General features: G+C 72.1%; 24 protein-coding genes. 11 read left to right on the top strand and 13 right to left on the bottom strand.

Features of this window, described 5'->3' with window-relative positions:
• Positions 1 to 67 precede the first annotated feature (67 nt).
• From DEI84_RS11275 to DEI84_RS11255, 5 genes are read right to left on the bottom strand one after another with little or no spacing between them, the layout of a single operon-like run.
• A complete protein-coding gene (locus DEI84_RS11275; RefSeq protein WP_110825879.1) occupies positions 68 to 580 on the bottom strand; it encodes a GNAT family N-acetyltransferase in 513 nt (170 codons plus the stop codon).
• Between the two features lie 43 nt (positions 581 to 623).
• Positions 624 to 1304: a response regulator transcription factor gene (locus tag DEI84_RS11270; protein WP_258369050.1), complete on the bottom strand. Its 681-nt coding sequence runs from the start codon at positions 1302 to 1304 to the stop codon at positions 624 to 626.
• A complete protein-coding gene (locus tag DEI84_RS11265) occupies positions 1301 to 2641 on the bottom strand; it encodes a sensor histidine kinase (protein ID WP_110890896.1) in 1341 nt (446 codons plus the stop codon). Before DEI84_RS11265 ends, DEI84_RS11270 begins: the two co-directional genes overlap by 4 nt.
• Positions 2642 to 2645: 4 nt before the next feature.
• Positions 2646 to 4583 (bottom strand): ABC transporter permease, encoded by a 1938-nt coding sequence (locus tag DEI84_RS11260; RefSeq protein WP_110890895.1) that lies wholly within the window; start codon positions 4581 to 4583, stop codon positions 2646 to 2648.
• Entirely contained in the window at positions 4580 to 5344 is a 765-nt protein-coding gene (locus tag DEI84_RS11255; RefSeq protein WP_110825876.1) for an ABC transporter ATP-binding protein, read from the bottom strand. Before DEI84_RS11255 ends, DEI84_RS11260 begins: the two co-directional genes overlap by 4 nt.
• 229 nt (positions 5345 to 5573) lie before the next feature.
• Between DEI84_RS11255 and DEI84_RS11250 the strand changes: the two genes are divergently transcribed.
• Positions 5574 to 6188: a CoA pyrophosphatase gene (locus DEI84_RS11250; protein WP_110890913.1), complete on the top strand. Its 615-nt coding sequence runs from the start codon at positions 5574 to 5576 to the stop codon at positions 6186 to 6188.
• Positions 6189 to 6308: 120 nt separating this feature from the next.
• On the opposite strand, the gene DEI84_RS11245 is transcribed toward DEI84_RS11250, so the two are convergent.
• Genes DEI84_RS11245 through DEI84_RS11230 form a run of 4 tightly spaced genes read right to left on the bottom strand, consistent with a single transcriptional unit; the run spans position 6309 to position 9865 of the window.
• Complete coding sequence (locus DEI84_RS11245) at positions 6309 to 7691, bottom strand: GH1 family beta-glucosidase (RefSeq protein ID WP_181420429.1); 1383 nt, start codon at positions 7689 to 7691, stop codon at positions 6309 to 6311.
• 2 nt (positions 7692 to 7693) lie between these two features.
• Positions 7694 to 8056 carry a tautomerase family protein gene (locus DEI84_RS11240; RefSeq protein WP_110890893.1) on the bottom strand — a complete coding sequence of 121 codons (363 nt, stop codon included), beginning with the start codon at positions 8054 to 8056 and terminating at the stop codon, positions 7694 to 7696.
• A 52-nt stretch (positions 8057 to 8108) separates the two neighbouring features.
• On the bottom strand, positions 8109 to 9065 hold the full coding sequence (locus DEI84_RS11235; RefSeq protein ID WP_110890892.1) for an aldo/keto reductase: 957 nt from the start codon (positions 9063 to 9065) through the stop codon (positions 8109 to 8111).
• Positions 9062 to 9865, bottom strand: a complete 804-nt coding sequence (locus tag DEI84_RS11230) for a VOC family protein (RefSeq protein WP_110890891.1) — start codon at positions 9863 to 9865, stop codon at positions 9062 to 9064. Before DEI84_RS11230 ends, DEI84_RS11235 begins: the two co-directional genes overlap by 4 nt.
• A gap of 249 nt (positions 9866 to 10114) precedes the next feature.
• On the opposite strand from DEI84_RS11230, the gene DEI84_RS11225 reads away from it, so the two are divergent.
• The 5 genes from DEI84_RS11225 (at position 10115) to DEI84_RS11205 (ending at position 15398) form a co-directional block, all read left to right on the top strand.
• Positions 10115 to 11491 carry an ABC transporter substrate-binding protein gene (locus DEI84_RS11225; protein WP_110890890.1) on the top strand — a complete coding sequence of 459 codons (1377 nt, stop codon included), beginning with the start codon at positions 10115 to 10117 and terminating at the stop codon, positions 11489 to 11491.
• A 31-nt stretch (positions 11492 to 11522) separates the two neighbouring features.
• Entirely contained in the window at positions 11523 to 12506 is a 984-nt protein-coding gene (locus DEI84_RS11220) for a carbohydrate ABC transporter permease (protein WP_110890889.1), read from the top strand.
• Entirely contained in the window at positions 12499 to 13287 is a 789-nt protein-coding gene (locus DEI84_RS11215) for a carbohydrate ABC transporter permease (RefSeq protein ID WP_110890888.1), read from the top strand. Before DEI84_RS11220 ends, DEI84_RS11215 begins: the two co-directional genes overlap by 8 nt.
• A 105-nt stretch (positions 13288 to 13392) precedes the next feature.
• On the top strand, positions 13393 to 14187 hold the full coding sequence (locus DEI84_RS11210; protein WP_110890887.1) for a substrate-binding domain-containing protein: 795 nt from the start codon (positions 13393 to 13395) through the stop codon (positions 14185 to 14187).
• The gene (locus tag DEI84_RS11205; protein WP_258367602.1) at positions 14184 to 15398 is read left to right on the top strand and encodes an ROK family transcriptional regulator; all 1215 of its coding nucleotides are present in this window, start codon (positions 14184 to 14186) and stop codon (positions 15396 to 15398) included. The genes DEI84_RS11210 and DEI84_RS11205 overlap by 4 nt, the downstream gene beginning before the upstream one ends.
• Positions 15399 to 15476: 78 nt before the next feature.
• Here DEI84_RS11205 and DEI84_RS11200 read toward each other — a convergent pair whose 3' ends face one another.
• The 3 genes from DEI84_RS11200 to DEI84_RS11190 all read right to left on the bottom strand — a co-directional run bounded on the left by DEI84_RS11200 (position 15477) and on the right by DEI84_RS11190 (position 18733).
• Entirely contained in the window at positions 15477 to 16019 is a 543-nt protein-coding gene (locus DEI84_RS11200; protein ID WP_110890886.1) for a hypothetical protein, read from the bottom strand.
• A gap of 256 nt (positions 16020 to 16275) precedes the next feature.
• A complete protein-coding gene (locus tag DEI84_RS11195) occupies positions 16276 to 17094 on the bottom strand; it encodes an SDR family oxidoreductase (protein WP_110890885.1) in 819 nt (272 codons plus the stop codon).
• Between the two features lie 88 nt (positions 17095 to 17182).
• Positions 17183 to 18733 carry an MFS transporter gene (locus DEI84_RS11190; RefSeq protein WP_110890884.1) on the bottom strand — a complete coding sequence of 517 codons (1551 nt, stop codon included), beginning with the start codon at positions 18731 to 18733 and terminating at the stop codon, positions 17183 to 17185.
• Positions 18734 to 19015: 282 nt separating this feature from the next.
• Here DEI84_RS11190 and DEI84_RS11185 point away from each other — a divergent pair, with 282 nt between their 5' ends.
• Genes DEI84_RS11185 through DEI84_RS11175 form a run of 3 tightly spaced genes read left to right on the top strand, consistent with a single transcriptional unit; the run spans position 19016 to position 20525 of the window.
• A complete protein-coding gene (locus DEI84_RS11185) occupies positions 19016 to 19516 on the top strand; it encodes a hypothetical protein (RefSeq protein WP_110890883.1) in 501 nt (166 codons plus the stop codon).
• Positions 19513 to 19893, top strand: a complete 381-nt coding sequence (locus DEI84_RS11180) for a hypothetical protein (RefSeq protein ID WP_110890882.1) — start codon at positions 19513 to 19515, stop codon at positions 19891 to 19893. The genes DEI84_RS11185 and DEI84_RS11180 overlap by 4 nt, the downstream gene beginning before the upstream one ends.
• A gap of 47 nt (positions 19894 to 19940) precedes the next feature.
• Positions 19941 to 20525, top strand: coding sequence for a GNAT family N-acetyltransferase (locus DEI84_RS11175; protein ID WP_110890881.1), 585 nt, complete (start codon positions 19941 to 19943; stop codon positions 20523 to 20525).
• Here the strand turns inward: DEI84_RS11175 and DEI84_RS11170 are convergent.
• Positions 20468 to 20923: a hypothetical protein gene (locus DEI84_RS11170; RefSeq protein WP_146236354.1), complete on the bottom strand. Its 456-nt coding sequence runs from the start codon at positions 20921 to 20923 to the stop codon at positions 20468 to 20470. The two genes, DEI84_RS11175 and DEI84_RS11170, sit on opposite strands and share 58 nt — an antisense overlap.
• A gap of 122 nt (positions 20924 to 21045) precedes the next feature.
• Here DEI84_RS11170 and DEI84_RS11165 point away from each other — a divergent pair, with 122 nt between their 5' ends.
• The gene (locus tag DEI84_RS11165; protein ID WP_110890879.1) at positions 21046 to 22533 is read left to right on the top strand and encodes an LCP family protein; all 1488 of its coding nucleotides are present in this window, start codon (positions 21046 to 21048) and stop codon (positions 22531 to 22533) included.
• A gap of 186 nt (positions 22534 to 22719) precedes the next feature.
• Positions 22720 to 23823, top strand: coding sequence for an SDR family oxidoreductase (locus tag DEI84_RS11160; protein ID WP_110890878.1), 1104 nt, complete (start codon positions 22720 to 22722; stop codon positions 23821 to 23823).
• Positions 23824 to 23879: the final 56 nt, after the last annotated feature.

Raw genomic sequence — 23879 nt, 5'->3', positions numbered from 1 at the left:
CGTCCTGCGGACACTCCGGCGTCGCCGCACCAGTCGACGGACGCAGCCGTGCGACGACCGGGACCGTTCACCGTAGGGCCTTGCGCAGCTCCAGTTCCTCGCCGTACGGCGGCAGGGGGTAGGGCACGAGTCGGCCGGTGGGGACGAACCCACGACGACGGTAGAAGGCGATGGCGCGCGGGTTGTCCTCGTGCACGTGCAGGAGGATCCGGTCGCCCCGGCCCCGCGCCCAGTCCTCCACCGCGTCCAGGAGCGCGTCCGTCACGCCGGACTCGCGCCCCCGGTGCTCGGGGTCGACGAAGACGCCGACCAGGAGCGGGTCGCCGCCGTCGAGTCGACCGCCCATGATGCCCGCCCACCCGCCGGTCGTCACGTCCTCCGCGACGAACCAGGGCGTGTCGGCCTCGGCACCGCTGCCGGCGCGCCGACGCCACTCGTCCTCGCCGAGCTGCCGTGCGTGCTCCAGGGTCTCGAGGAACGCGAGCGGGGTGTCCGCGAGCATCCGCAGGCGCAGGTCGCGGAACACGGGCCAGTCCTCGGGGCCGGTGCGGCGGATCACGATGTGGTCGGGCAGTGGCATCCGGTGGTCCTCCCGGTCCGGTGTCGTCAGGGTCCCGCTGGCGTCAGGCGCCGCCGCCCCGCAGCCAGGCGAGGACGGCGAGCACCCGCCGGTGCGCGTCGGGTGTCGGTTCGAGGTCGAGCTTGGTGAAGATCGAGCTGATGTGCTTCTCGACGGAGGCGACCGCGATGCGCAGCCGGTGCGCGACCGCCTGGTTGGTCTGTCCCTCGGCGATGAGCCGGAGGACGTCGCGTTCCCTCGGGGTGAGGCGCTCGATCGGGTCGGTCCGGCGGGCGATGAGGCGCTGGACGATCTGCGGGTCGAGGACCAGACCGCCGCGGGCGACCCGGGCGACGTCGTCCCGGAGGTCGTCGATCGACGAGATCCGGTCCTTCAACAGGTACCCGACGTGGTGTTCGCCGGTCGCGAGGAGCTCTCGTGCGTAGTCGAGTTCCGCGTACTGACTGAGCAGCAGCACCGCCACCTCGGGGTGCTCGGTCCGGATCCGGATCGCCGCGCGGAGACCCTCGTCCCGGAACGTGGGCGGCATCCGCACGTCGAGCACGGCGACGTCCGGTCGCACGGTCGCGAGCTCAGCGAGCAGGGCGCCGGCGTCCCCGTACGACCCGCCGATCGTGAACCCGGCCTCCTCGAGCAGGCGGATCGTGCCCTCCCGGAGCAGGACCGAGTCCTCGGCGAGGACGATGCGCAACGCGGCGGGGACTGCACCTGCTCCGAGGGTCACCCGGCCAGGGTACGACCTCCGGTCGCCGGTGCCTCGACGGGGACCGGGATGCGGACCCGCACCACGGTCGGTCCCCCGGGCGGGCTGATGACCGTGAACACGCCCTGGAGACCCTCCACGCGGTCCCGGAGTCCGTCCAGCCCGTGTCCGGGGTCGAGTCGGGCGCCGCCGACCCCGTCGTCGCGGACCTCCAGTTCGAGGTCGCCGCCCGGGGCGGCCACCGCCCGGATCGTCGCGCTGCTCGCATGGGCGTGCTTCGTCACGTTCGTGAGCAGTTCCGACAGGATCGCGTAGGCACTCCGCTCGACGGCGGCGAGCCCGGCCCCGGCGGCGTCCAGCCGGACGTCCGCCGTCGTCGGCAGGACGCTGTCCTCGGCCAGGGCCTGGACGGCCGCCGCGAGACCGCGGTCCTGGAGGATCGGCGGTGCGAGTCCGCGGGAGAGGTTCCGGATCGTCTCGAGCACGACCTTCGACCGGTCCAACGACTCCTCGACGAGCCGCTCGGCGGCTGCGGTGTCGTCCGGGAACCGGCGGAGGGCGATGGCCAGGTCGTACTGCAGGCGGAGCAGCTGCTGCTGGGGGCCGTCGTGGATGTCCCGCTCGAGCCGGCGCAGCGAGGCGTCCTCGGCGAGGAGGGCGGCCCGACGTCCGGCCTCGGCGCGCTGCGCCCCACGGAGCAGCTGCACGTCCTGCCGCTCCCCGAGGAGGAGTCCGGCGAGCACCAGGTGCGGCACGACCAGGACGCGTGTGACGAACGGGAACGTCGCGGCGAGGACGAGTCCGGCGAGGACGACGACCACCGGCCGGAGCACCGTCCCGGTCCACTGCCCGGTCTCCCCGATGCCCGCAGCCACCCGCTCCAGCCAGATGTCGTCGGCCGGGGTGACGGCCCAGCTCCACGCCGGGTACGTGACGGCGCCCAGTGCGAGCGCGCCCCACGTCACCGTGGCCACCCACGTGGCGACCGACACCGGGAAGGTCGCGAGGGTGTGGACGGTCGCGGCCCAGTTCCTGGTGTCCGCGAGCGGCGCCACCAACCGCACCCCGGGGACGCCGGTCGGAAGGGTCGGACGGACCGTCCAGTCCGGAGCATCCGGGACCTCGCCGACCCTGCCCGCCCGGCGGCGGGCGAACACCCCGAGCAGGCGTCCGGTCCGCACGGTCACGGCCAGCACCGGGAGCCCCACCCACACGATCCCCAGCCCGATCCCCAGGCACAGCAGGGTCAGGACGACGACGAAGCCGACGAGGTCCACCGGGAGTGCCGTCAGGAGGTACCAGGTCCGCCCGGTCCAGCCGCGCCAGTCGTCGACGTACCGTCGTCGTCTCTCCGTCACGGGCCTATCCTCGCGCTGCCAGGAGCGTCGCGGGGCCCTGACGCGTCGCGACCGCCGCCGCCACGAGCCCGGCCGCCCCCGTCAGGACGAGCCCGCCGCCGCTCGCCGCGACGACGAGGAGCCACGGCACGTGCAGCACCGCTGCTCCCGTGGCCTGGGCCGTCCCGGTGAGCACGGCCGCCGCGGTCATCGCGGTCGCGACGAGCGCCAGCCCGACCGCTGAACCGGCGACGAGGACGGTCTCGAGTGTCGCCGCGGCCAGGACCTGTCCGCGCGTCATCCCGCTCGCGCGGGCCACCGCGAAGGCCCGGCGTCGGCCGGAGGTCGCGATCGCGACGGCGTTGAGGACACCGATCACCGCGTAGAGCGCACCGACCGCCATCACGACGAGCAGGACGCGGGTGTTCTGGTCGAGCCCGGCGGCCCCGGCGTCCTCGGCCCAGGCGTCGGTCTCCGCCACCGTCCCGATGCGGGCGAGGGCGGCGGTGACGGCGTCGCGGTCCGCACCCTGGTCGAGGACGACGAACGTGGTCGCGGGACTGTCGGCCAGGACGTCCGCCGGCACCAGGCCCCGGGGGACGACGATCCCGACCTGCCCGGCGCTCCCGGCCGGTACGGGGACACCGAACCGGACCGCCCCGAGGGCACGGTCACCGATGGCCACGGTCCCGGCTCGTCCGAGACCGAGTCCGGTCGCACCGGGGCCGGGGGCCGCGGAGCGACCGCCGAGGTCCTGCATCGCGGTACGCGCACCGGGGTGTGCCGCCGCGAACCCCTCGGGATCGACCACGAGGGCCTCCGTCGTGACGGCGAGCGGCGTCCCCGCGAGTTCCTCGGACATCCCCGGGACGGCCGACCCGGACGGCTGGACCCGCACGGGGACGGCCCACTCGGTGGACGCGGCCGCGACCCCGGGCACCGAAGCCGGGTCCGCGGTGAACGCGCCGGTCGTCTGCAGCACGAGGTCCGCGTCCGTGCCCCGCGCGATCTGGGCGGTCGCGGCGTCGGTGAAGGACAGCATCGCGATCGGCTGGCTCAGCACCAGGGCCAGCAGGACGACGAGCGGGGCGGCGGTGGAGGCCGAGCGGGTCCGGGCGTCGCGGAGTTCCGCGACGGCCAGCGACCCGACCGCCGAACGCGGACGCGGGAGGACGGCTGCCACGAGCGGCACGAGCACCGGGGCGGTCATCGTGATCGCGAGTGCGCCGGTGATGCCCGCTGACATCGCCATCGCCTGCGCGCCGGCGAGCCCGCCCACGGGTGCGAGGACGACCAGGGCGACCGTCACCACGGCGAGCACCAGCCCGCCGACCCATCGCGACCGCGTCATCGGTCGTGCGGCAGCGCCGGTCTCCCGCACCGCGTCGAGCGGGTCGATGCGCGCTGCTCGGCGCGCGGCGACGGCGACGCCCGCCGACGCCAGGCCGATCCCGACGGCGAGGGACGCGGGCACGACCCAGACCTGCCAGGACGGGGAGAAGCCGGACGGCACGAAGCCGGCGGCCACGAGCATGCGCGTCTCCACCGCCATCAGTGCGATGCCGGCCGGGATGCCGAGCACGGCCCCGGCGAGGCCGAGGACGACGGCCTCGCCACGGAGCATCCGTCGTACCTGCCCGACCTCGGCTCCGACGATGCGCAGCAGGGCGAGGTCCCGTCGCCGCTCGGTGACCGAGAAGGCGAAGGTCGACGCGATGATGAACACCGCGAGGAAGGCCGCGAACCCGAGGGTGACGGACACGACGGTGACCGCGACGATCCTGCTGCCGTCCGCCCGGGCCTGGGTGAGCGCATCGGCGCCGGCCGCCGGCTGCATGCCGAGCACGGACAGCAGGAGCAGCAGCGACGCCTGCACGAGCCCGACGCCGAGGGCGACGGTGACGATCGCGCCGACGTACGTCTGCCAGCGTTCCCGGAAGCCGCTCAGTGCGATGCGGTTCATCGTCCCGTCTCCAGGCTGACGAGGCGGTTCGCGATCGTGGCGGCGTCGGCGCCGGTGAGGGCGTCGACGAGCTGGCCGTCGCGGAGGAACACGGTGGAGTCGGCGGCGGCCGCGGCAGCCGGGTCGTGGGTGACCATGAGGATGGTCTGCCCGGCGTCGGTCATCTCGCGCATCATCGCCAGGACCACGCGGGCGGCGGTGGAGTCGAGCGCCCCGGTCGGCTCGTCGGCGAACAGGACCTCGGGTGCGGTGATCATCGCGCGGGCGATCGCGACGCGCTGTTGCTGCCCGCCGGAGAGCTCCCGTGGCCGGTGTCCCACCCGGTCGCCCAGCCCGACGCGGGCGAGGGCGTCGCGGATCATCTGCCGGGACGGGTGTCCGCCCGCGAGCTCGAGCGGCAGCGCGACGTTCTGCTCCGCGGTCAGCGACGCGATGAGGTTGAACGCCTGGAAGACGAACCCGATGCGGTTGCGGCGCAGCAGCGTGCGCTCGTGGTCCGTGGCGTCGGTGATGTCCGTCCCGCCGAGGACGACGCGGCCGGAGTCGACCTGGTCGAGGCCGGCGGCGATCTGCAGGAGGGTCGACTTCCCGGAGCCAGAAGGACCCATGATCGCGGTCCAGGAGCCGGTGTGGAGTTCGAGGGTGACGTCGCGGAGCGCGGTTACGCTCGCGTCACCGGTGCCGTGGGTCCGGGTGACGCCGAGGAGCGCCAACGCGGTGTCGTGGTGGACGAGGGGCTGGGTGGGGGTGGTCGTTGTCATGCCTCGATCACAGCCGTCCCGACGCCTCCGGAACAGCGTGCGGACCCGGCCGTGACCCCCTGGCCAGCCAGGGGGTCACGCAGCCAGCCGCGCCTCCGACCGGTGCCTAGGCTGGCATCGTGACCCCGCCCCGCACGTTGCCCGTCCGCACCGCTCCGAGGACCCCGTGAGCGCGCGCGACCGACTCGCGACGGCCGTCGCCCCCGGCGCGGCGCCGCTCGTCACAGGGATGCCCACGGCACCGTCACCGCGACGTGCCGCCGTGCTCATGCTGTTCGGCGTGCTCGACGAGGTGCCGAGTGAGCGCCCGGCCCGGGCCGGTGACGTCGCGCGGGACCTGGACGTGCTCCTGCTCGCGCGCGCCGCGACCCTGCGGTCCCACGCGGGCGAGGTCGCCTTCCCGGGCGGCCGTGTCGACCCCGGTGACACTGACGCGGTGGCGGCAGCGCTCCGGGAGGCCCGAGAGGAGACCGGCCTGGACGTCGCGGGCGTCGACGTGCTCGGGACCGCGGCTCCGGTGCCGCTGGCGTTCTCACGGCACCTGGTGACGCCGGTGCTCGGGTGGTGGCGAGCGCCGTCACCGGTGCGGGTGGTGGACGAGGCGGAGTCGGCCGCCGTGTTCCGTGCACCGGTCGCCGACCTCCTCGACCCCGCGAACCGCGGGGTGACGGTCTTCCACCGCGACGGCCGGGAGTGGCGCAGCCCGGCCTTCACGGTCCACACCGGATCCGGCTCGCACGTCGTCTGGGGCTTCACCGCGACACTGCTCGACGGTCTGTTCGACCGGGTCGGGTGGACCGAGCCGTGGGACCACGACCGGGTGGTGGCGCTGCCGGGGCGATGAGTGCGTCGGGCCGTCGACCGCACGACGGACGGGAGGCGCGGTGCCAGCCGGCACCGCGCCTCCCGTCCGTCGTCGCCGTCCCCGCTGGACTGCGACGCGGACGGCTCGCGTGACCGCGGGTCAGTCCGCGTCGCGGAGGAACGCCGCGAGCCAGTGCCCGCTCTGCTTGACGGTCCGCTGCTGCGTCTCGTAGTCCACGTGCACGATGCCGAACCGCCGTGAGTAGCCCCAGGCCCACTCCCAGTTGTCCATCAACGACCACGCGAAGTACCCGCGCAACGGCAACCCGGCGTCGACGGCCGCTGCGCACGCTCCGAGGTGTGCGCGGAGGTACGCCGTCCGGTCGGGGTCGACGACCTCACCCTCCGGCCCGACGTGGTCCGGGTCGGGGTACGCCGACCCGTTCTCCGTGATGTACAGCGGCAGTTCCGGCGCCAGCTCGTGCGCCTGCCGTAGGACGTCGACCATGCCGTCCGGGTGGACCTCCCAGTCCATCCCGGTCACCGCTGCCCCGGTCCGCACGAACCGCACCCCCTCGCTGCCGGGGTAGGCGCTCGGCTCCGTGGTGCCAGCCCCGTCGTCGTCGGCCGGCGCCGCCACCGTGTGCCGGCTGTAGTAGTTGATGCCGAGGAAGTCGATCGGCGCGGCGATCCGCTGCAGGTCCTCCGCGGTGGCGTGCTCGGCGAACCACGACGTCTGCCCGAGGTCCTCGAGCACGTCGGCCGGGTAGCTCCCCCGCAACACCGGGTCGAGGAAGAAGCGGTTGCTCAGGCCGTCGATCCGGCGTGCGGCGTCGCGGTCCTCGGCGGAGTCCGACGCCGGACGCACCGAGTACAGGTTCAGCGTCGTGCCGACCCGGGCCTCGGGCCGCGTCGCCCGGACCGCCTCCAGCGCCAGTCCGTGCCCGAGCAGGAGGTGGTGTGCCGCCTGCGCGGACCGGGCTCCCTCGTGCCGCCCCGGTGCGTGCACCCCGCTGGCGTAGCCGAGGAACGACGAACACCAGGGCTCGTTCAGGGTGATCCAGTCGGTGACCACGTCGCCGAGCTGCTCGGTCACGAGCGCTGCGTACTCGGCGAAGCGTGCGGCGGTGTCCCGTTCGAGCCACCCTCCGCGGTCCTCGAGCGCCTGCGGGAGGTCCCAGTGGTACAGCGTCGCCCAGGGAGTGACGCCCCGCTCGAGGAGCCCCTCGGCGAGCCGCCGGTAGAAGTCGATGCCGGCGGGGTTCACCGGGCCGGTGCCGTCGGCCTGGATACGCGGCCAGGCGATCGAGAACCGGTACGCGTCGAAGCCGAGGTCGGCGATGAGCGACACGTCCTCCGGCATCCGGCGGTAGTGGTCGTCCGCCGGGTCACCGGTGGACCCGTCGGCGATCGCGCCGGGTACCCGGGCGAAGGTGTCCCAGATGCTCGCGCCGCGGCCGTCCGCCTGCGTCGCCCCCTCGATCTGGTACGAGGCGGTCGCGGCGCCGAGGACGAAGTCGGCGGGCAGGTCGCTCCGACGCATGGTCACTGCACCGCGGACGGGGCGAGCCAGTCGCCGTCGCCGTTCTCGTGGATCGCGATCAGGACGTTGTCGCGCTTGATGCCGAGGGCGGCGAGGCGGTCGACGACGAGGGCGGCGCCGCGCTGCTTCACCTCGGGCGAGTACCCGGTGTAGGCGAGGATCTCGACGAAGACGATGTCCGTCCGGTCGGCCTCGGGGAAGGTGCGGCTGTAGAACAGGTCACCGGGTTCGTGCAGCTGGAAGACCTGGAACAGGTCGTCGGCGGGCATCCCCCAGCCGTCGGCGAGGGCGGAGTTGATCGCCTCGCTCATCTGCGGTCGGAGGTCGGCGAGGGGGGTGTGCATGTCGATGCGGACGAGTGGCATGTGGGCCTCGGTTTCGTTGGGTCGGTGGTGGCCTGGCGGCCGGTCTGGAGGCTCAGCGCGCGTCCGGCGCGTCGAGCCAGTTGTCGGGGGTGGGGACCAGGTCCTCGAGGGACTCCCAGAAGGCGTCCGGCAGGTCCAGGTCGGCGGCGTCGAGGGTCGGCCGGATGCGTTCCGGCCGGCTGATCCCGACGATCGTGCTGGCGAAGCGCGGATCACGGGTCGAGAAGCGCAGCGCCGCTGCGGCGAGCGTCGTCCCGGCGTCGTGGCAGAGGTCGCGCATCGCCGTGATCGCGCGCAGGGTCGCGGGCGGCGCCGGGCGGTACCCGTACGACGTCGTCCGCCCGGTCTCGTCGGCGAGGATCCCGCCGCCGAGCACGGCGGCGTTGACGACGCCGACGCCGAGTTCCGCGGCCCGGTCCAGGAGCGGTCCGGCGCTCCGGTCGACGACCGTCCAGCGGTTGTGGACGAGCAGGACCTCGAACACCCCGAGGTCGAGCCAGCGGCGCATCTCGTGCACGTTCCCACCGGCGAGACCGATGTGCTCGACCTCGCCCCGCTCCCGCGCGGCCACGAGCGCCTCGAGCGCTCCGCCGGGGCCGGACAGCGCGCCGAAGTCGTGGAACTCCGGGTCGTGCAGGTGCACCAGGGGCAGCGGGGCGATGCCGAGGCGCTCGATGCTCTCGGCGATCGACCGGCGGACGCGGTCCCCGCTGTAGTCGCCGTCCCGCGCGTCCACCTTGGTGATGACGGTGACGTCGTCGGGGACACCACCGGACTCGGCGATCGCGCGACCGATGCGGGTTTCGCTCCGGCCGTCCGAGTACCCGTTGGCCGTGTCGATCGTCCGGATGCCGCTGCGGAGCACCGCGCCGACGAGCGCGACCGCGTCCGCCTCGGCGACCTCGTGGCCGAAGTTCTCGGGCATGCTGCCCAGCGGGGCCCCGCCCAGGGTGACCGGACTGACGAGCAGTCCCGTGCGACCGAGAGGTCGGAGGAGACCGGCGCTCATGCCGATGCGACGATGAACGGAAGACCGTCCGGGTCCGTGCGGACGTCCTGGCCGAGCAGGGTGCCGACGGCGAGGGCGACGCTGCCGCCGCCCGCCCCTGCCGCGCGGGCCGACTCGGTCCCGGTCGCTCCGAAGGCCACGGCGGCGAACCCGAGGGCGTCGAGTTGCGGCGTCCGCTCCTGCTTCTCCGCACGGTCGTAGGTGAAGACCTCGAGCGAGCTGTCGCCGGCCCGGAGGAAGGTGATCTCGAAGCCCCGGTCGTCACTCGGCTGGTGGATGCCCGCCATGCGGACGTAGCCGAGCTCGGCGAAGAACTCGGTCGTCCGGTCGATGTCCGCGACGGTCTCGGCCACGTGGTCGAAACGCGGTCGGTCCGGTTCGCCGAGACCCCAGTCCCGGTCCACGGCCTGCTGGTCGTGGACCTCGTGGTACTGCAACGGTCCTTCGACGAGCTCGAGGAGCGTCCCGTCGGGGTCGAAGAAGAACGTGATGCGCACGCCGCCTTCGGCGTTGATCGGCTCGAGGTGGAACGGGACGCCGGCGTCGTGCAACGCGCTGACGCGGGCGTCGAGGTCGGCGACCTTGAAGCCCACGTGCCGGAAGCCGCGCTGCAGGTCGTCGCCGATCCACGTGGACTCCGCTGGCGCGTCGACGCGGGTGAGCACGAAGCGCGCGGTGACGAGGTCGAGTTCGGCCGCGTCGGGCGAGGACGAGATGACGGTCGCGCCGAGGTGACGCGTGTAGAACTCCGCGGACTGCGCGACGTCGCGCACGTTGAGGAGGACGGATTCGATGGCCACGGAAGGGTCCTTTCGTCGGTGAAGCGGGTGCCTTCGTGCCAGGCGGGGGCAACGCTAGTGCCGTCATGAACACTGTGCAACTAAGTCGCGCTTCGCGGCGGCGGAGAGCACGCACCGGCCACACTGTCGGCCTGGGCGAGTTCGTGACAAATAGGTTCGAACTCTTGCGCGGGCGGAGCGGCGTCCGTAGGCTCGCCGCCGAACGGGCACCTCGGTGCACCCCCAGCACAACGACGTGAAGGAAGAACAATGAAGCGAACGCGGATCCTGACCGCCGCGGCCCTCGCCGCGACCGCCGCTCTGCTCATCACCAGCTGCTCCGGGTCCCCCGGGAACACCGGGGAGGACGTCAAGCCGGCGAAGAAGGGCTCGGTGACGTGGTGGGGGTGGACGCCGGACACCCCCGTGGCCGAGCGGTACATCGAGGCCTTCAACGAGCAGTACCCCGACATCGAGGTCACGTACAAGAACTTCGAGAACGTCGACTACCGGAACACGATCACGCCGGCGCTCGACTCCGGCAAGGGTCCGGACGTCTTCGACCTCTCGCCGGCCGGCGGGTCGCCCGACCTGTGGGGACCGTACGCGCTCGACCTCAGCTCGCTCGCGAAGAGCACGCTCGGTGCCGGGTGGAAGGACGACATCGGCGGTGACTACGTCGAGCAGCTGACCAGCTCGGACGGACGGTTCGTCTCACTGCCGCTGGGCGGGATGTCAGCCGGGTTCCTCTGGTACAACCAGGACGTCCTCGACGAGGCCGGCGCGGATGTCCCCACCGACTACCGGTCATGGGTGGACACCTGCGAGAAGGTCACCGCGATCGGCAAGACCTGCTTCACGATGGGCGCCGGCGGCAGCGACACGTTCCCGACGGACATGTACCACGCGATCGCGAACTCGGTCGCCCCGGGCTGGTTCATCAAGGCGTCCACCGGCAAGGCGAAGTGGAACGACGCGAACGGCATCGAGGTCCTCCGGATCATCGAGAAGATGCAGGACGACGGGATCATCCCGAAGGACGCTCTCGACGGCCCGCAGTACCCCCTCGCGAACAACGAGTTCATGAAGGGCGACGCGGCCATGGTCCAGATGGGCTTCTGGTACACGCAGTACGCCGGAGCCGACTCGTGCAAGGCCGCGATGGAGGCCGCCGGCGTCAGCAGTCCGAAGTGCTTCGTGCAGCTGCCGGCGGCCTTCCCGGACGTCGCCGGGAAGGGCAACGGTTCCGCGTACTTCAGCGAGGCCGACTACGGGATCGCGATCAACTCGGCGTCCGAGCACATCGGTGCCGCGAAGACGTTCGTGTCCTGGATGACCCTCCACAAGCAAGGTCAGCAGAACGTGGCCAACGCGATCGACCTCCTGCCCGCGGTCAAGGGCGTCAGCCCCGACTGGGACTCCATCCAGCTCGTGGACGAGTCCGTCCAGCGTCCGGCGATCGAGAAGCTCATCGAGGACAGCAGCGAGGCGAGCGAGTCCCGCCAGTGGCAGGCCACCGAGAAGTCACTCGACGCGATCGTCGTCGCGACGCAGCAGGTGCTCGACCCCTCGGTGGACAAGTCGATCCAGGACATCGCCGACGACCAGCAAGCGGCGTCGGTGGCCAGCAAGGTCGGCACGAAGTGAGCCGGGCCGACCGCAGCGGGACGGCGCGATCGTGATCGACACCTCCTCGTCCGTCCGGCCCGGCGTCCGCGCCGGCCGGACGCCGGGGGCGGGACGCCCCCGGCGTCGACGCCCCCTCGTCCTGCCCGGCGGACTCCGCTGGATCCTGCCCGGCTTCGTCATCTCGGTCGGTCTGATCTACTACAGCATCGTCTACTCGGGCTACCTCTCCTTCTTCGACTGGCCCGGCGGTCGGGCACTGATGACGCCGGTCGGCTTCGGCAACTACGTCCAGGCGGTGCAGGACCCCGTGCTGTGGGGCGCGCTGCGGAACACGCTCGTGTACTTCATCGTCGTGTTCGCGGTACAGGTCGTCGGCGGGACGCTCTTCGCAGCCGCGATGCACTCGTCGATCCGCTTCGCCAACGTCTACAAGGTGCTCGTGGTCATCCCCGTGGTGGTCGCGCCGGCCACCCTCGCGCCGGCGCAGCTGCAGGTCTGGCAGAGCGACGGCACCGTCAACCACGTCCTCGGATGGCTCGGACTCTCCGGGCTCGAGCAGTCGTGGGTCGGTCAGTCGACCACGTCCCTGGTCGTCGTCGTCCTCGTCGGCTGCTGGGGCGCGGTGGGGTACGGCTTCATCCTGCTCTACGCGGGGATGGCGCAGGTCGACCCGGAGCTCGTCGAGGCCGGTCGACTGGACGGTGCGGGGAACCTCCGCGTCCTCTTCTCGATCGTCATGCCGAGCCTCCGACCCGTGATCGTGTCCCTCGCCATCCTCAACTTCATCACCGCCTTGAAGTTGTTCGACAACCCCTGGCTCATCACGCAGGGCGGACCGGCGCACTCGTCGGAGTTCCTCGGCACGATGATCTACGCCGAGACCGCGAGCAGCGACCGGAACCTCGGGTTCGCCTCCGCCCTGTCGATCCTCGTCCTCGTGATCGCCGTCGCGGTGTCCGTCCTCATGCAGATGCGCGGACGCGAACGCGTCGCGCGACCCGTGCGCCGTCGCAAGGAGACCTCCGGTGTTTGAGACCCGTTCCCGACGATCCAGGATCGTCCTCCAACTCGTCCTGACGCTCGCCGTCGTGCCGTTCGTGGTGCCCCTCATCGCGATGCTGCAGACGAGCTTCGAAGGCGCCGGCTGGCGGAACTACCTCGCCGTCGTGCAGGTCCCCGGCTTCCCGAAGTTCTTCCTCAACACGATCGTCATCGCCGCCACGTCGATGGTGATCGTCTACCTCGCCACCCTCATGGCGGCGTTCGGCTTCTCGAAGTTGCGGGTCCGTGGCAAGGAGGTCTACTTCTGGCTCATGATGGCGGCGCTCACGTTGCCCGAGGTCGTCCTGATCGCTCCGCTCTACACGACGGCGGTACGGCTCGGGCTGTTGGGCACGTACTGGTCGGTGATCCTGCCGATCGCCGCGCTGCAGATCCCGTTCACGGTGCTCATCGCCCGTGGGTACGTCGACGGGATCCCGGACGCACTGTTCGAGGCGGCGCGGATCGACGGCGCGAGCACCTGGCGCGTGTTCTGGTCCATCCTCGTCCCGCTGTCCCGACCGATGGCGGTGGCACTGATGATGCTGGTGCTCATCTACGCCTGGAACTCGTACCTGCTGCCGAAGGTCTTCCTCATCGACGACGGGCTGGGGGTGGTCACGCAACTGCCCGAGTTCTTCCGACGGCAGTACAACGACGACACCCCGAAGATCCTCGCCGCGTCCGTGATCACGGCGATCCCGACGATCGTCGCCTACATCGCGCTCCAGCGGCAGTTCGAACGGGGGATGGCGGCCGGTGCGCTCAAGTAGGCGCACCCGTGCGCGCCTCGAGCCGGTGCACGATCCGGCAGACTGCTGTCCTGCGGTGCCGTCCCCGGTGCCCACGCATCGGACCGGACGACGGGAGGGACCCGCATGAGCCACCAGGGAGCCTCCATCGGGCTCGTCATCCGGCAGGGGCACGACCGTGACCCGGTTGCCGGAGCCGTCGTCCGGGCCATCGCCGGCCCGCTCGTCGCCGCGGGGAAGCGCTTCGTGACCCGGTCCGTGGCGGACGAGGACGCGGAGCTCCGGGTCTACCGCCTCTGGGCGCGGACCGGAGGGGTCGCCGGCGTGATCCTGCTCGAGGTGTCGCGCGACGACCCGCGCCCGGCGCTCCTCCGGCAGATCGACATGCCCTTCGTGGCGCTCGCTCCGTCGACGCTCCCGGTCGACTTCCCGGCGGTGGTCGTCGACCGTGCAGCGTCGTCCGCGGCCCTCGCGGCGTACCTCGACGGCTACCCCGCCGAGCGCCGCGTCTCGGTGACGGGCACGGCACCCGCCGAACCGTTCGGGGACGAGCTCGGACCGGACGACACCGTCACCGAGGTCGTCCGGACGGACGACGTCGTCGGGACCTGCCTCCGGATCGGCGCAGGAGCCGACGGGAGCGGTCGGACGGTCCTCGTCGTCGACGGCGACCACGACGCGGTCGCGGTGCTCACCGGTCTCCGGGAGGCGGGCATCCGCGTCCCGGAGGACGTCGCGCTCATCTGCCGGAGCGACTCGCTCGTCTGTCAGAGTGCGAGCCTCCCGATCACCGCGATCGACCGCCGTGGTCGGGAGATCGGCGCCGTGCTCGGTGAGGCGGCCGTGCGGGCCGTCGACGACGCGGTCCTGCCAGCGGTCGCGATGCCCGCTCCGGTCGTCGTGCCCCGGGAGACGACGTGACCGGCCGGCGGCTCGGGCCGTCCTCGGCGGCCACCCGGAGCGCCGTGCTCGACATGGTGCGCTCGGGCCGGACCGTCACCCGCGCAGAACTCGCAGCACGGTCCGGCTTGACGCCGACGTCCATCACGCGCATCGTGAAGACCCTCCTGGACGAGGGACTCGTCGTGGAGGTCGGTTTCCTCGACTCCACCGGCGGCAAACGGAGCAGCCTGCTCGAGCTCAACACCACCGGACGGTTCGCCGTCGGGGTGTCCCTCGACGCCGGCCGACTCACCTACGTGGTCACGGACCTGGCCGGTGCGGTCGTCGGACGTCTGGTGTCGCCGGGCATCGAGCAGGACGCGCCCGGTGAGGACGTCGTGCGCATCGCCCGCGAACTCGGGCAACTCCTCGTGCAGCTGGACATCCCCCTCGAATCCGTCGTCGGCGTCGGGGTCGCCGGAGCCGGCCTCGACCTCGGCGCCGGAGCGGAACGGCACTCCCTCACCGCGACGGAGTGGGAGTCCTTCGCGTTGCCCGAGGCGCTCGAGCCCCGCATCGGCCTCCCCGTCGTGCGTGACAACGACGCTGCGTGCGCCGCCCTCGGCCAGTACTGGGCCGGGCGGGTGCCGTCCACGCAGGACTTCGCGACGCTCTACATGTCGAACGGCTTCGGTCTCGGCATCATGGTCGGCGGCAGCATCGCGCGGGGAGCGTCGTCGAACGTGGGTGAGATCGGTCACACGATCGTCGACATCGACGGGCCGGAGTGCTGGTGCGGCGCACGCGGGTGCCTCGAGATGCTCGCGGCACCGCGGGCCGTCGTGGCCGCAGCAGACGCGGACCTCGCCGCACGCCTCGGCCTGACGGGTGACGCCCAGCGCTTCCGTGTCGACTTCGACCGGATCGCCCAGGCAGCCGCGCAGGGCGACGTCGACTGCCACGCACTGATCCAGCGATCAGCGCGCTACCTCGCTGCGGCGGCGCTGTCGGTCGTGAACGTCCTCGACCTCGACCGCATCGTGCTCGCCGGCCCCGGCTTCGCGGAGGCCGGCGCGATCTACGTCCGGGAGATCCGACAGCAGGTCGAGCGGTTCGCCCGCACCCGGGGCATCCACGGGGTCCTGGTCGAACTCGCCGACCCCGGACTCGACGCCGCCGCGGGCGGCGCTGCGAGCCTGGCCCTGCAACACGCACTCACACCGCACGCGGTCCGGTCCGGCGGCTGGTAGCCGGGGCCACCGCACGACGGACGGGAGGCGCGGTGCCAGCCGGCACCGCGCCTCCCGTCCGTCACCGGACCGAGTCGGTCAGCGACGCCACTTGTCGAGGATGCCGGCCTTCGACCGCTGCTGCTCCCCCTGCTGCGCACCCATGACGAGGAGCACGCCGGTGAGGGCCGGGGTCGCCCACTGCAGGATCTTCTGCTGCCGCTGCGCCGCCTTCAGCGTGCCCGACGCGTCGGCGCTCGGCTCGGTGGTGCCCTCGGCGCCCTCGCGGGCGTGCTCGGCCATCTTCTTGCCGACCGAGGCCGACCAGAAGGTCGTGACGAGGGCCGCACCGGTCAGCACGAGCTTGATGCCCGTGTTCGTGCGGGCGCCCTGCTGCACGCCGAGGCGGTCGCGGTTGGCGACGATGAGGCCGATGCCGCCGATGCCGTGCACCGCGAGCGCGGCGAGCTGCACCGGTGCCCACTTGCCCCAGCCGACGCTCGACAGGGTGAGGCGCTCGACGGGGTCCTTCGCGCCGGCGGCGGCGCCGTTCAGCCCGGTGGCACCCATGAGGTTGCCGCCGAACCAGGCGGCGAGGCCGAGGTCGTGCATGCTGCGGATGAGGGTGTTGTTCTGGGACATGGGAGTCGCTTCCTGGTCGGTGGCGCTGGCGCGGCGAGGCGGTCGGCCGCGCGGGGGCGGGCAGCAGCGCGAGGCCGTGCCCGCGGCGGGGTCCGGGTGCAGATCGCGTTCCGGGTCGCTCCGTCGTGTGTCCCCGACGGTACGCGTCGGCGGTCCGGTGTCGGCTCAGGTCCGCGGCGTGCGTGGCCGGGTCACGACGGACGGGAGGCACGGTGCCGGCCCGCCACCGTGCCTCCCGTCCTGATGCGGCAGCCGGTCAGGCGCCGTGTGCCGCTTCGGCGACGGGCTGCCACTCGCGCCACGTCGCGAGGCGCGACTCGTAGTCACGCTCCGCGATGCCGAGCGGGGCCTTGCCGAAGAACACCCGGAGCGGGGGCTGCTCGGCGTCGACGACCTTCAGGATCGCGGCCCGCGTGGCCTCCGGCTTGCCCGGGTCGGCCGCCGAGGGGCGCTTCGCCGCGGCCTCGCGGACCTCGGCGTAGGCCGGGTTCTCCTCGCTGTGCTTCGAGGACGGGCCGGACCAGTCGGTGGAGAACCCGCCGGGCTCGATGAGGGTGACGGAGATGCCGAAGCCCGCGACCTCCTGGGCGAGCGACTGCGACAGGCCCTCGAGTGCCCACTTCGACGCGTGGTAGGCGCCGACCGTCGGGAACGCGCTGATGCCGCCGATGCTCGACACCTGGATGACGTGCCCGGAGCCCTGCTCGCGCATGATCGGCAGTGCCGCCTGGGTGACCCACACGGCGCCGAACAGGTTGGTCTCGAGCTGGGCGCGGAGCTCGTCCTCGCTGAGTTCCTCGACCATGCCGAAGTGGCCGAAGCCGGCGTTGTTGACGACGACGTCGAGCGACCCGAAGTGCTCCGCGGCACGGGCGACGGCATCGCGGTCGGCGGCGCGGTCGGTCACGTCGAGCCGGAGCGCGAGGAACGTGTCCGGGTACTGGTCGACGAGGTCCTGCACGTCGTCGAGGTTGCGGGCCGTGCCGGTGACGGAGTCGCCGCGTTCGAGTGCTGCTTCCGCCCACTCGCGGCCGAAGCCCTTGGATGCTCCGGTGATGAACCAGGTCTTGCTCATGTGTCCTCCAGTCGTGTGACCGGGTCAGTCAACGCCGTGGCCGGTCGGTGCGCGTCGATGTCCGGATCCGGGTGCAGTGTGCGCGGCGTCAGACCGACGCCGCGGTGCCGTGTCGCTTCCCGACGACCACGTCGACGATCCCGGCGACCAGCGCCACCGCGACGAACCCGAGCGACACCGCGAGGCCGAGTGGCAGGCCCTGCGCGTAGTCGCCGCGCGAACTCGCGAGCGTGGAGTAGAACACGCTGCCCACCGCTGCGATCCCGATCGCGGAGCCGACGCGGGCGCCGACCTGGATCAGCCCGCCCGCCGATCCGCCCTGCTCGACCGGCACCTCGGAGAGCGTGAGGGTCTGGTTCGGGGAGATGGTGAGCCCGGACCCGATGCCGGCGACGAGCAGCGGCAGGACGAGCCACCACCCCAGGTCCGACTCGAAGTGGTTCGCGACCACCCAGACGACCGCGCCGAGCCCGATGAGGACGAGGATCGTCCCGATGACGATGAGCTGCCGACCGAAGCGGTGCACGACGCGGCCGCCGACGGTCGAGGCGATGCCCGAGCCGATGGCGAACGGGATCGACGCCAGTCCGGCCATCAGCGCGGAGTAGTGCAGGCCGGACTGCAGTGCGAGCGTCAGGACGAAGAACAGCGGGGTGAAGCCGGCGAAGTACACCGTCGCCAGACCGACGCCGAGCGAGAACGACCGGCGGCGGAACAGCCGCAGGTCGACCACGGGCTCCTTCGTCCGCCCGTAGTGCCGCTCCCACAGGACGAACAGCACGCCGAACACGACGGCGACGACGATGAGCCACCACTTCGCGTTCCCCTTCCACTCCTGCGACTGCACGAACGGCAGCAGCAGGGCGACCACGGCGGCACCGAGGAGCACGATGCCGACGGGGTCGAAGTCGTGCTTCTTCCCCCGCTCGTCCCCGTTCGGTGCGGGCAGGTACCGGAAGGCCAGGAGGATCGTGACGAGTCCGACGGGCAGGTTCACGAAGAAGACGAACCGCCAGCCGTTCTCGGTGCCGAACGCCGTGATGAGCAGACCGCCGATCAGGGGGCCGATCGCGGTCGCGATGCCGACGGTGGCGCCGAAGAGTCCGAACGCGGTGCCGCGCTCCTTGCCGCGGAACAGCTGCTGGATGAGCGCGGTGACCTGCGGCGTGAGCAGGCCGCCGGCCAGGCCCTGCAGCAGACGGGCGACGACCAGGACGATGCCGTTCGGTGCGAAGCCGCAGAGGGCGCTCGCCAGGGTGAACAGGCCGACCCCGATGACGAACATCCGACGTCGGCCGGTGGCGTCACCGAGTCGTCCACCGGGCACGAGCAGCAGGCCGAAGGACAGCGCGTACCCGGACAGGATCCACTGGACCGCCTCGGGCGTGGTGCCGGGCAACCCCGTCGAGATGGACTGCAGCGCGACGTTGACGATCGAGACGTCGAGCAGGACGATGCCCCCGCCGAGCAGGCAGATGACGAGCGCCTTCCAGCGGTTCGGGTCCGGCTGGTCGCCGGAGCTGCGGTCGTCGGTCTGCGCGGGCTTCGACGCATCAGCGGGCGCAGCGTGGTGCGCCGTGTGGTGGGCGACGGACGGAGCCGCATCGGGCTCGGCGGGTCTGCGGTGTTCGGCTGTCATGACGCCCTCACGGTAGGCGCGTCACGGTGCGGGGTCCGCAGGGAGGACGTTTCCTGTCCACACCCCGGCGCTGTCACAGCCGTCCGTGAACGAGCGCTCAGCCCCACCGGTGTGACGACGGGCGGGAAGCGCCCCCCAATGGCCGCTTCCGCGCGATCCTGACGAGCAGTTCCGAGCTCCGGCGTGTCGGTGCCGTCGCGGTGGTGCTGCCGAGGTTGCTGTTCGGTCTCGTTCCGGCGGATCGCGGCCGATCCGCGGGCGCTACACCGCAGAGTGAGGTGCATGGACACCTGGGACATCCGCGACACCGTCGGACTCATCGGCCGGAGCTTCCTCTGGATGGCCGCGGTGACCGTCCCTGTCGGCACAGCGGCCGTCCCCGCGATCGTCGCCGTCACCAGTGGCACCGCTCCCGACGCTCTCTCATGGGTGTGGTGGAGCCTCCTGTTCGTCGTCGTCACCGACGCGCTGGCTCTCCTCGGCGCCGTCCTGTCCGCGCCGTTCACGCACCTGCTCGGCCGGGCACTGCAGCGGGTGCGCTCCCGCGCGGTCCACACGGCAGCACACGCGGCACTGGCCGGCGTGCTCGGCGCGGTGACGTCGTCGCTCGCCATGGCGTGGTGGATGTCGGGCGCCGACCCGTCGCTCTCCCTCGGCATCGCGATCGCTGCCGGAGCCGCTGCAGCGATCGCGACGTGGCGTCGGATCGGGCCGCGTCGGGACCGGTCCGTCGACGACACCGACGCCCTCGCCGACGCGCATGCGGTGGTGGTCGGCCGATGACGACACGTGCGGACGCGCATCGGAGGCAACCCGACGTCGGCGCGCTGATCGCGATCCTCCTGGTCGTCGCATGGTGTGCCGTTCTCGTCACCACCGGCGCCCTCGGCCCGCAGCGCGACACCCCGCCGTCCATGTTCGACCAGGCCGGCGGGCAGCTGTCGACAGCGGCGGCCGGCGCCAGCGCGACCCTGCAGGCCCTCGTGTTGATCGGCTCGCTGCCCGTCTCCGTCGTAGCACTGTGGATCTCGGGGCGATCGCTGCGGAGGTGGAGGCAGCCGGTGACGGCCGTCGTCGCGACCGGCGTCTCGAGCCTCGCGACCCTGGTCGGCATCGGTCTCGCGTGGATCGGGTTCGGGACGGTCGCCTTCTCCTCGTGACGCTGTCCGGCGCCGAGCCCGCCCCGGTCCCCCGCTAGCCTCGGCGCATGGCTCCGAGGAACACCGAACTGACGCTGACGACCGCCCGCCTGAGCATCGAGCCGCTCGCGGAACGTGACATCGACGCCTTCACGGAGTACCGACGCGACCCCGATGTGGCTCGGTTCCAGTCGTGGGACACCGACTACTCCCGGGCGGACGCCGAGCGCCTGGTCGCCGACCAGCCCGACGGGCGGCTCCCGTCGTCCGGGTCCTGGCTGCAGCTCGCCGTCCGCGAGACCGGGTCCGACGTGCTCCTCGGCGACCTCGCGCTGCACCGCCTCGAGGAACAGCCGGACACCTTCGAGGTCGGCGTGACCCTGGCACGGTCATCGCAGGGCCGCGGGATCGCAACCGAAGCACTGGCGGCTCTGCTCGACCACCTCTTCGACGACGAGCACGCCCACCGGGTCGTCGCGTTCTGCGATCTGCGCAACGACGCGGTCGCACGGCTGTTGACCCACTCGGGATTCCGACAGGAGTCGAGGCAGGTCGACGCCGACTGGTTCAAGGGCGCGTGGACCACGCTCGACGGCTACGCGCTGCTCGCCCGCGAGCGCAGCGGGGTGGCACGGAGCGGCACCCGCCCCTGAGGGGCGCTGGCCCCGCCTGCCGCACCCGCGCCTCCCGGCCGAGCACCCCGTCTCACGGTGGCCTGCTCCAGCGCGGCCTCCGCGCGCTCATCGCTGCCCGCCGCGGGCCCGCGGTCGATCCGGCCGCGCGACGCCAGCCACATGCCGACCCCGGCCAGGACGACCAGGACCTCGGTGCGGGTCAGCGCCCAGATGATGCCCGCGAGTCCGAACCACAGGTCGCCGAGCAGGACGATCGAGATGAACAGGATCCCCTGCGCCATCGACATCACGATCGCCGGGGTGACGAGCAGAGCGGCCTGGAACAGCGAGGTGACGAGCCCGGTGACCCCGTTGACGACGATCGCGACGATCGCGACGAGCTGGGCGACCAGGACCGTCAGACCGATGGCCAGCACCGATCCGTGAGGTCCCGTGGCTGCGAGGACCCACATGCGCAACCCGTGGTCCCACGGATGTCCCCGGATCGTCCCGATGTGAGACTGCTCCTCCTGCCACCGAACACGATCGAGGGAACCCGATGCCCACCGAACCCCGCGCCACCGCCCTCGGCGGCCCTGTCCGGCACGGGCGGCAGCGCCGCCGTCGTCTCGTCCTGCCGACCATCGGTGGTGCCCTCACGATGGCGCTGCTCCTGACCGGTGGCTACGCGGCGTGGTCGTACGAACAGCTCGACTCGAGTCTCACCAAGGTGCACGTCGCGCAGTCCGCTCCCGACGGCTCCACGGGCGAGGACGCGGCCGACGACGCCGACGGGAAGGCCCAGAACATCCTGCTCATCGGTGACGACCACCGCCCGGCCGACGCCACGCCCCAGGAACTCGCCGAGCTCAGCACCCAGCTCGACGACGGCGCGACCAACACCGACACCATGATCGTGCTGCACATCCCCGCGGACGGCGGCAGCGCGACGATGATCTCGTTCCCCCGCGACTCCTGGGTCCCCATCCCCGGCCACGGCACCTTCAAGTTGAACAGCGCGTTCTCCGACGGAGCCGCGGACGGCGGCGGTGACGCCGGCGGGATGAAGCTCCTCATCCAGACCATCGAGAACACCAGCGGCCTCACCATCGACCACTTCGTGCGGGTGTCGCTCCTGGGCTTCTACCAGCTCGTCAAGGCGTTGGGGCCGATCGACGTCTGTCTGAACCAGGCAGCCCACGACACGAACTCCGGCGTCGACCTGCCCGCGGGACGATCGACCCTGAACGCGTCCCAGGCCCTGTCCTTCGTCCGGCAACGTGACGGGCTGCCGCGCGGTGACCTGGACCGCGAGGTCCGACAGCAGTACTTCCTCTCCCAGGAGGCCCGGGAGGCGTTGTCGGCGCGCACGCTCCTGAACCCGGTGAAGGTCGCGGACCTGCTGCACGGCGTCGGCGACGCGGTGCAGGTCGACGACACACTGAGCATCCCCGACCTGGTCTCGACGTTCAGCCACATCGACCTGTCCGCCATCCGCTCGACCACGATCCCCACGGCCGGCACCCCGACGATCGACGGGTACGCGACGGTGGCCGTCGACTTCGCCGCCATGCCCGCCTTCATCCAGGACATCGTCGGGCCGCCTGCCGCGTACACCGCGGCGTCGGCAGCTGATCCCTCGACCGTGCACGTCTCGGTCCTGAACGGCGCCGGGACCCCGGGCGGTGCCACGACGGCGTCGAGCGCGCTGACCGCGAAGGGGTTCGTCGTCGGAGCGCCCGGCGACGCCCCGAGCACCAGCACGACCGTCGTCGAGTACCCCGCGGGAACGGAAGCGCAGGCGAAAGCGGTCGCAGCGGTCGTGCCCGGCGCCACGCCGGTCGTGTCGACGACGGTGAGCGGGGTGACGCTCGTCCTCGGCACCGACGGGCACACCGTCTCGACACCTGCACCGGCACCGGCTGACGGAGCGAGCAGCGCGCCGGCAGCAGCGCCCTCCGCTGCGAGCCACGCAGCCGAACCTGCACCCGCACCGTCGAAGCCGGTCGGCGACGCGTACGGGGCGAAGGGCACCTGCATCAACTGACCGGCACGGGTCGACGCGGAGGGACCACCGCCTCCCGTCCGGCCGTTCCTCGGTGCTGGCCGTTCCTCGGTGCCGGCCGTTCCTGGGTGCCGGGCGTTCCTGGGCTCCGGCCGGGGTCGGCGGGGCAGGATCGGCACCGGCGCGGCAGGAGCCGCGCCGCGTTCGCCACCCGACAGGAGCAGCACCATGGCCGACGGATCCCCCGCCTCCGGGACACCAGCCGACGACGGCGACGCGGTCCTCGTCGTCGGGGCCGGCGGCGTCGTCGGGCGCAGCGTCGTGGAGCACTTCGCCCGCAGTGGTGTCCGCACGCGAGGTGCCAGTCGCCGCGCTCCGCAGGGCCCCGTGTCCGGCTGGGACCACCTGCCCGTCGACCTGTCCGACGCGGACGCAGCGGTCGACGGACTCCGGCCGGCCGCCGACACCACGCGCCTCGCGTTCGCCGCCTACGTGGAGCACGCCGACCTCGCCGAGCAGATCGCCCCGAACGTCGCGCTCCTCGAGAATACGCTCGACGCCCTCGATCGGCTCGATGCACCACTCCGCCACGTCACCCTCTACCAGGGCATGAAGTACTACGGCGCACACCTCGGTCGGTTCAGGACACCGGCGAAGGAGGACGACCCGCGACTCATGGTCCCGAACTTCTACTACGACCAGGAGGACCTGCTCCGGGAGCGCGCAGCATCCCGGGGGTTCGCGATGACCGTGCTCCGCCCCGAGGCCGTGATCGGGTACGCGCAGGGCACGCCCATGAACCTGCTCATGGCGATCGGGACGTACGTCAGCATGACGAAGGAGCTCGGGCTGCCGCTGCGGTTCCCCGGTGCCCGCACCACGTACGACGGCATCTTCTACCAGATGACCGACGCCGAGCTCCTCGCTCGTGCCACCGACTGGGCGGGGACGTCCTCCGTCGCGGCCGGGGAGGCGTTCAACGTCACGAACGGCGACGTGGTGCGCTGGAGCCATCTGTTCGAGCGCGTCGCCGAGCACCACGGACTCGACCTCGCCGAACCCCAGTCGATGGAGCTCGCGCAGGTGATGCCCTCCCGCGAGGACCTGTGGCAGCGCATGGGGGAGCGCCACGGACTCGTCGCCACCCCGTACGCCGACCTGGTCGACTGGCGGTTCGCGGACATGATCCTGAACTCGACGTGGGACAACGTCTCGTCGCTGATCAAGATCCGGCAGGCAGGGTTCACGGAGTGCCACGACTCGGCGGACCGGCTGGTGGAGCTGCTGGACGACCTCGGACGGCGGCGGATCCTGCCCGTCCCCGCGGAGTAGCGCACCCCGCCCCACCCCGGACGTGCACGTCGTCTTCACCGCGAGCCCCGTCCGCG

The sequence above is a fragment of the Curtobacterium sp. MCBD17_023 genome (genome assembly GCF_003224415.1).
GTDB lineage: Bacteria > Actinomycetota > Actinomycetes > Actinomycetales > Microbacteriaceae > Curtobacterium.
This window is presented reverse-complemented; position numbering and strand designations above follow the sequence as displayed.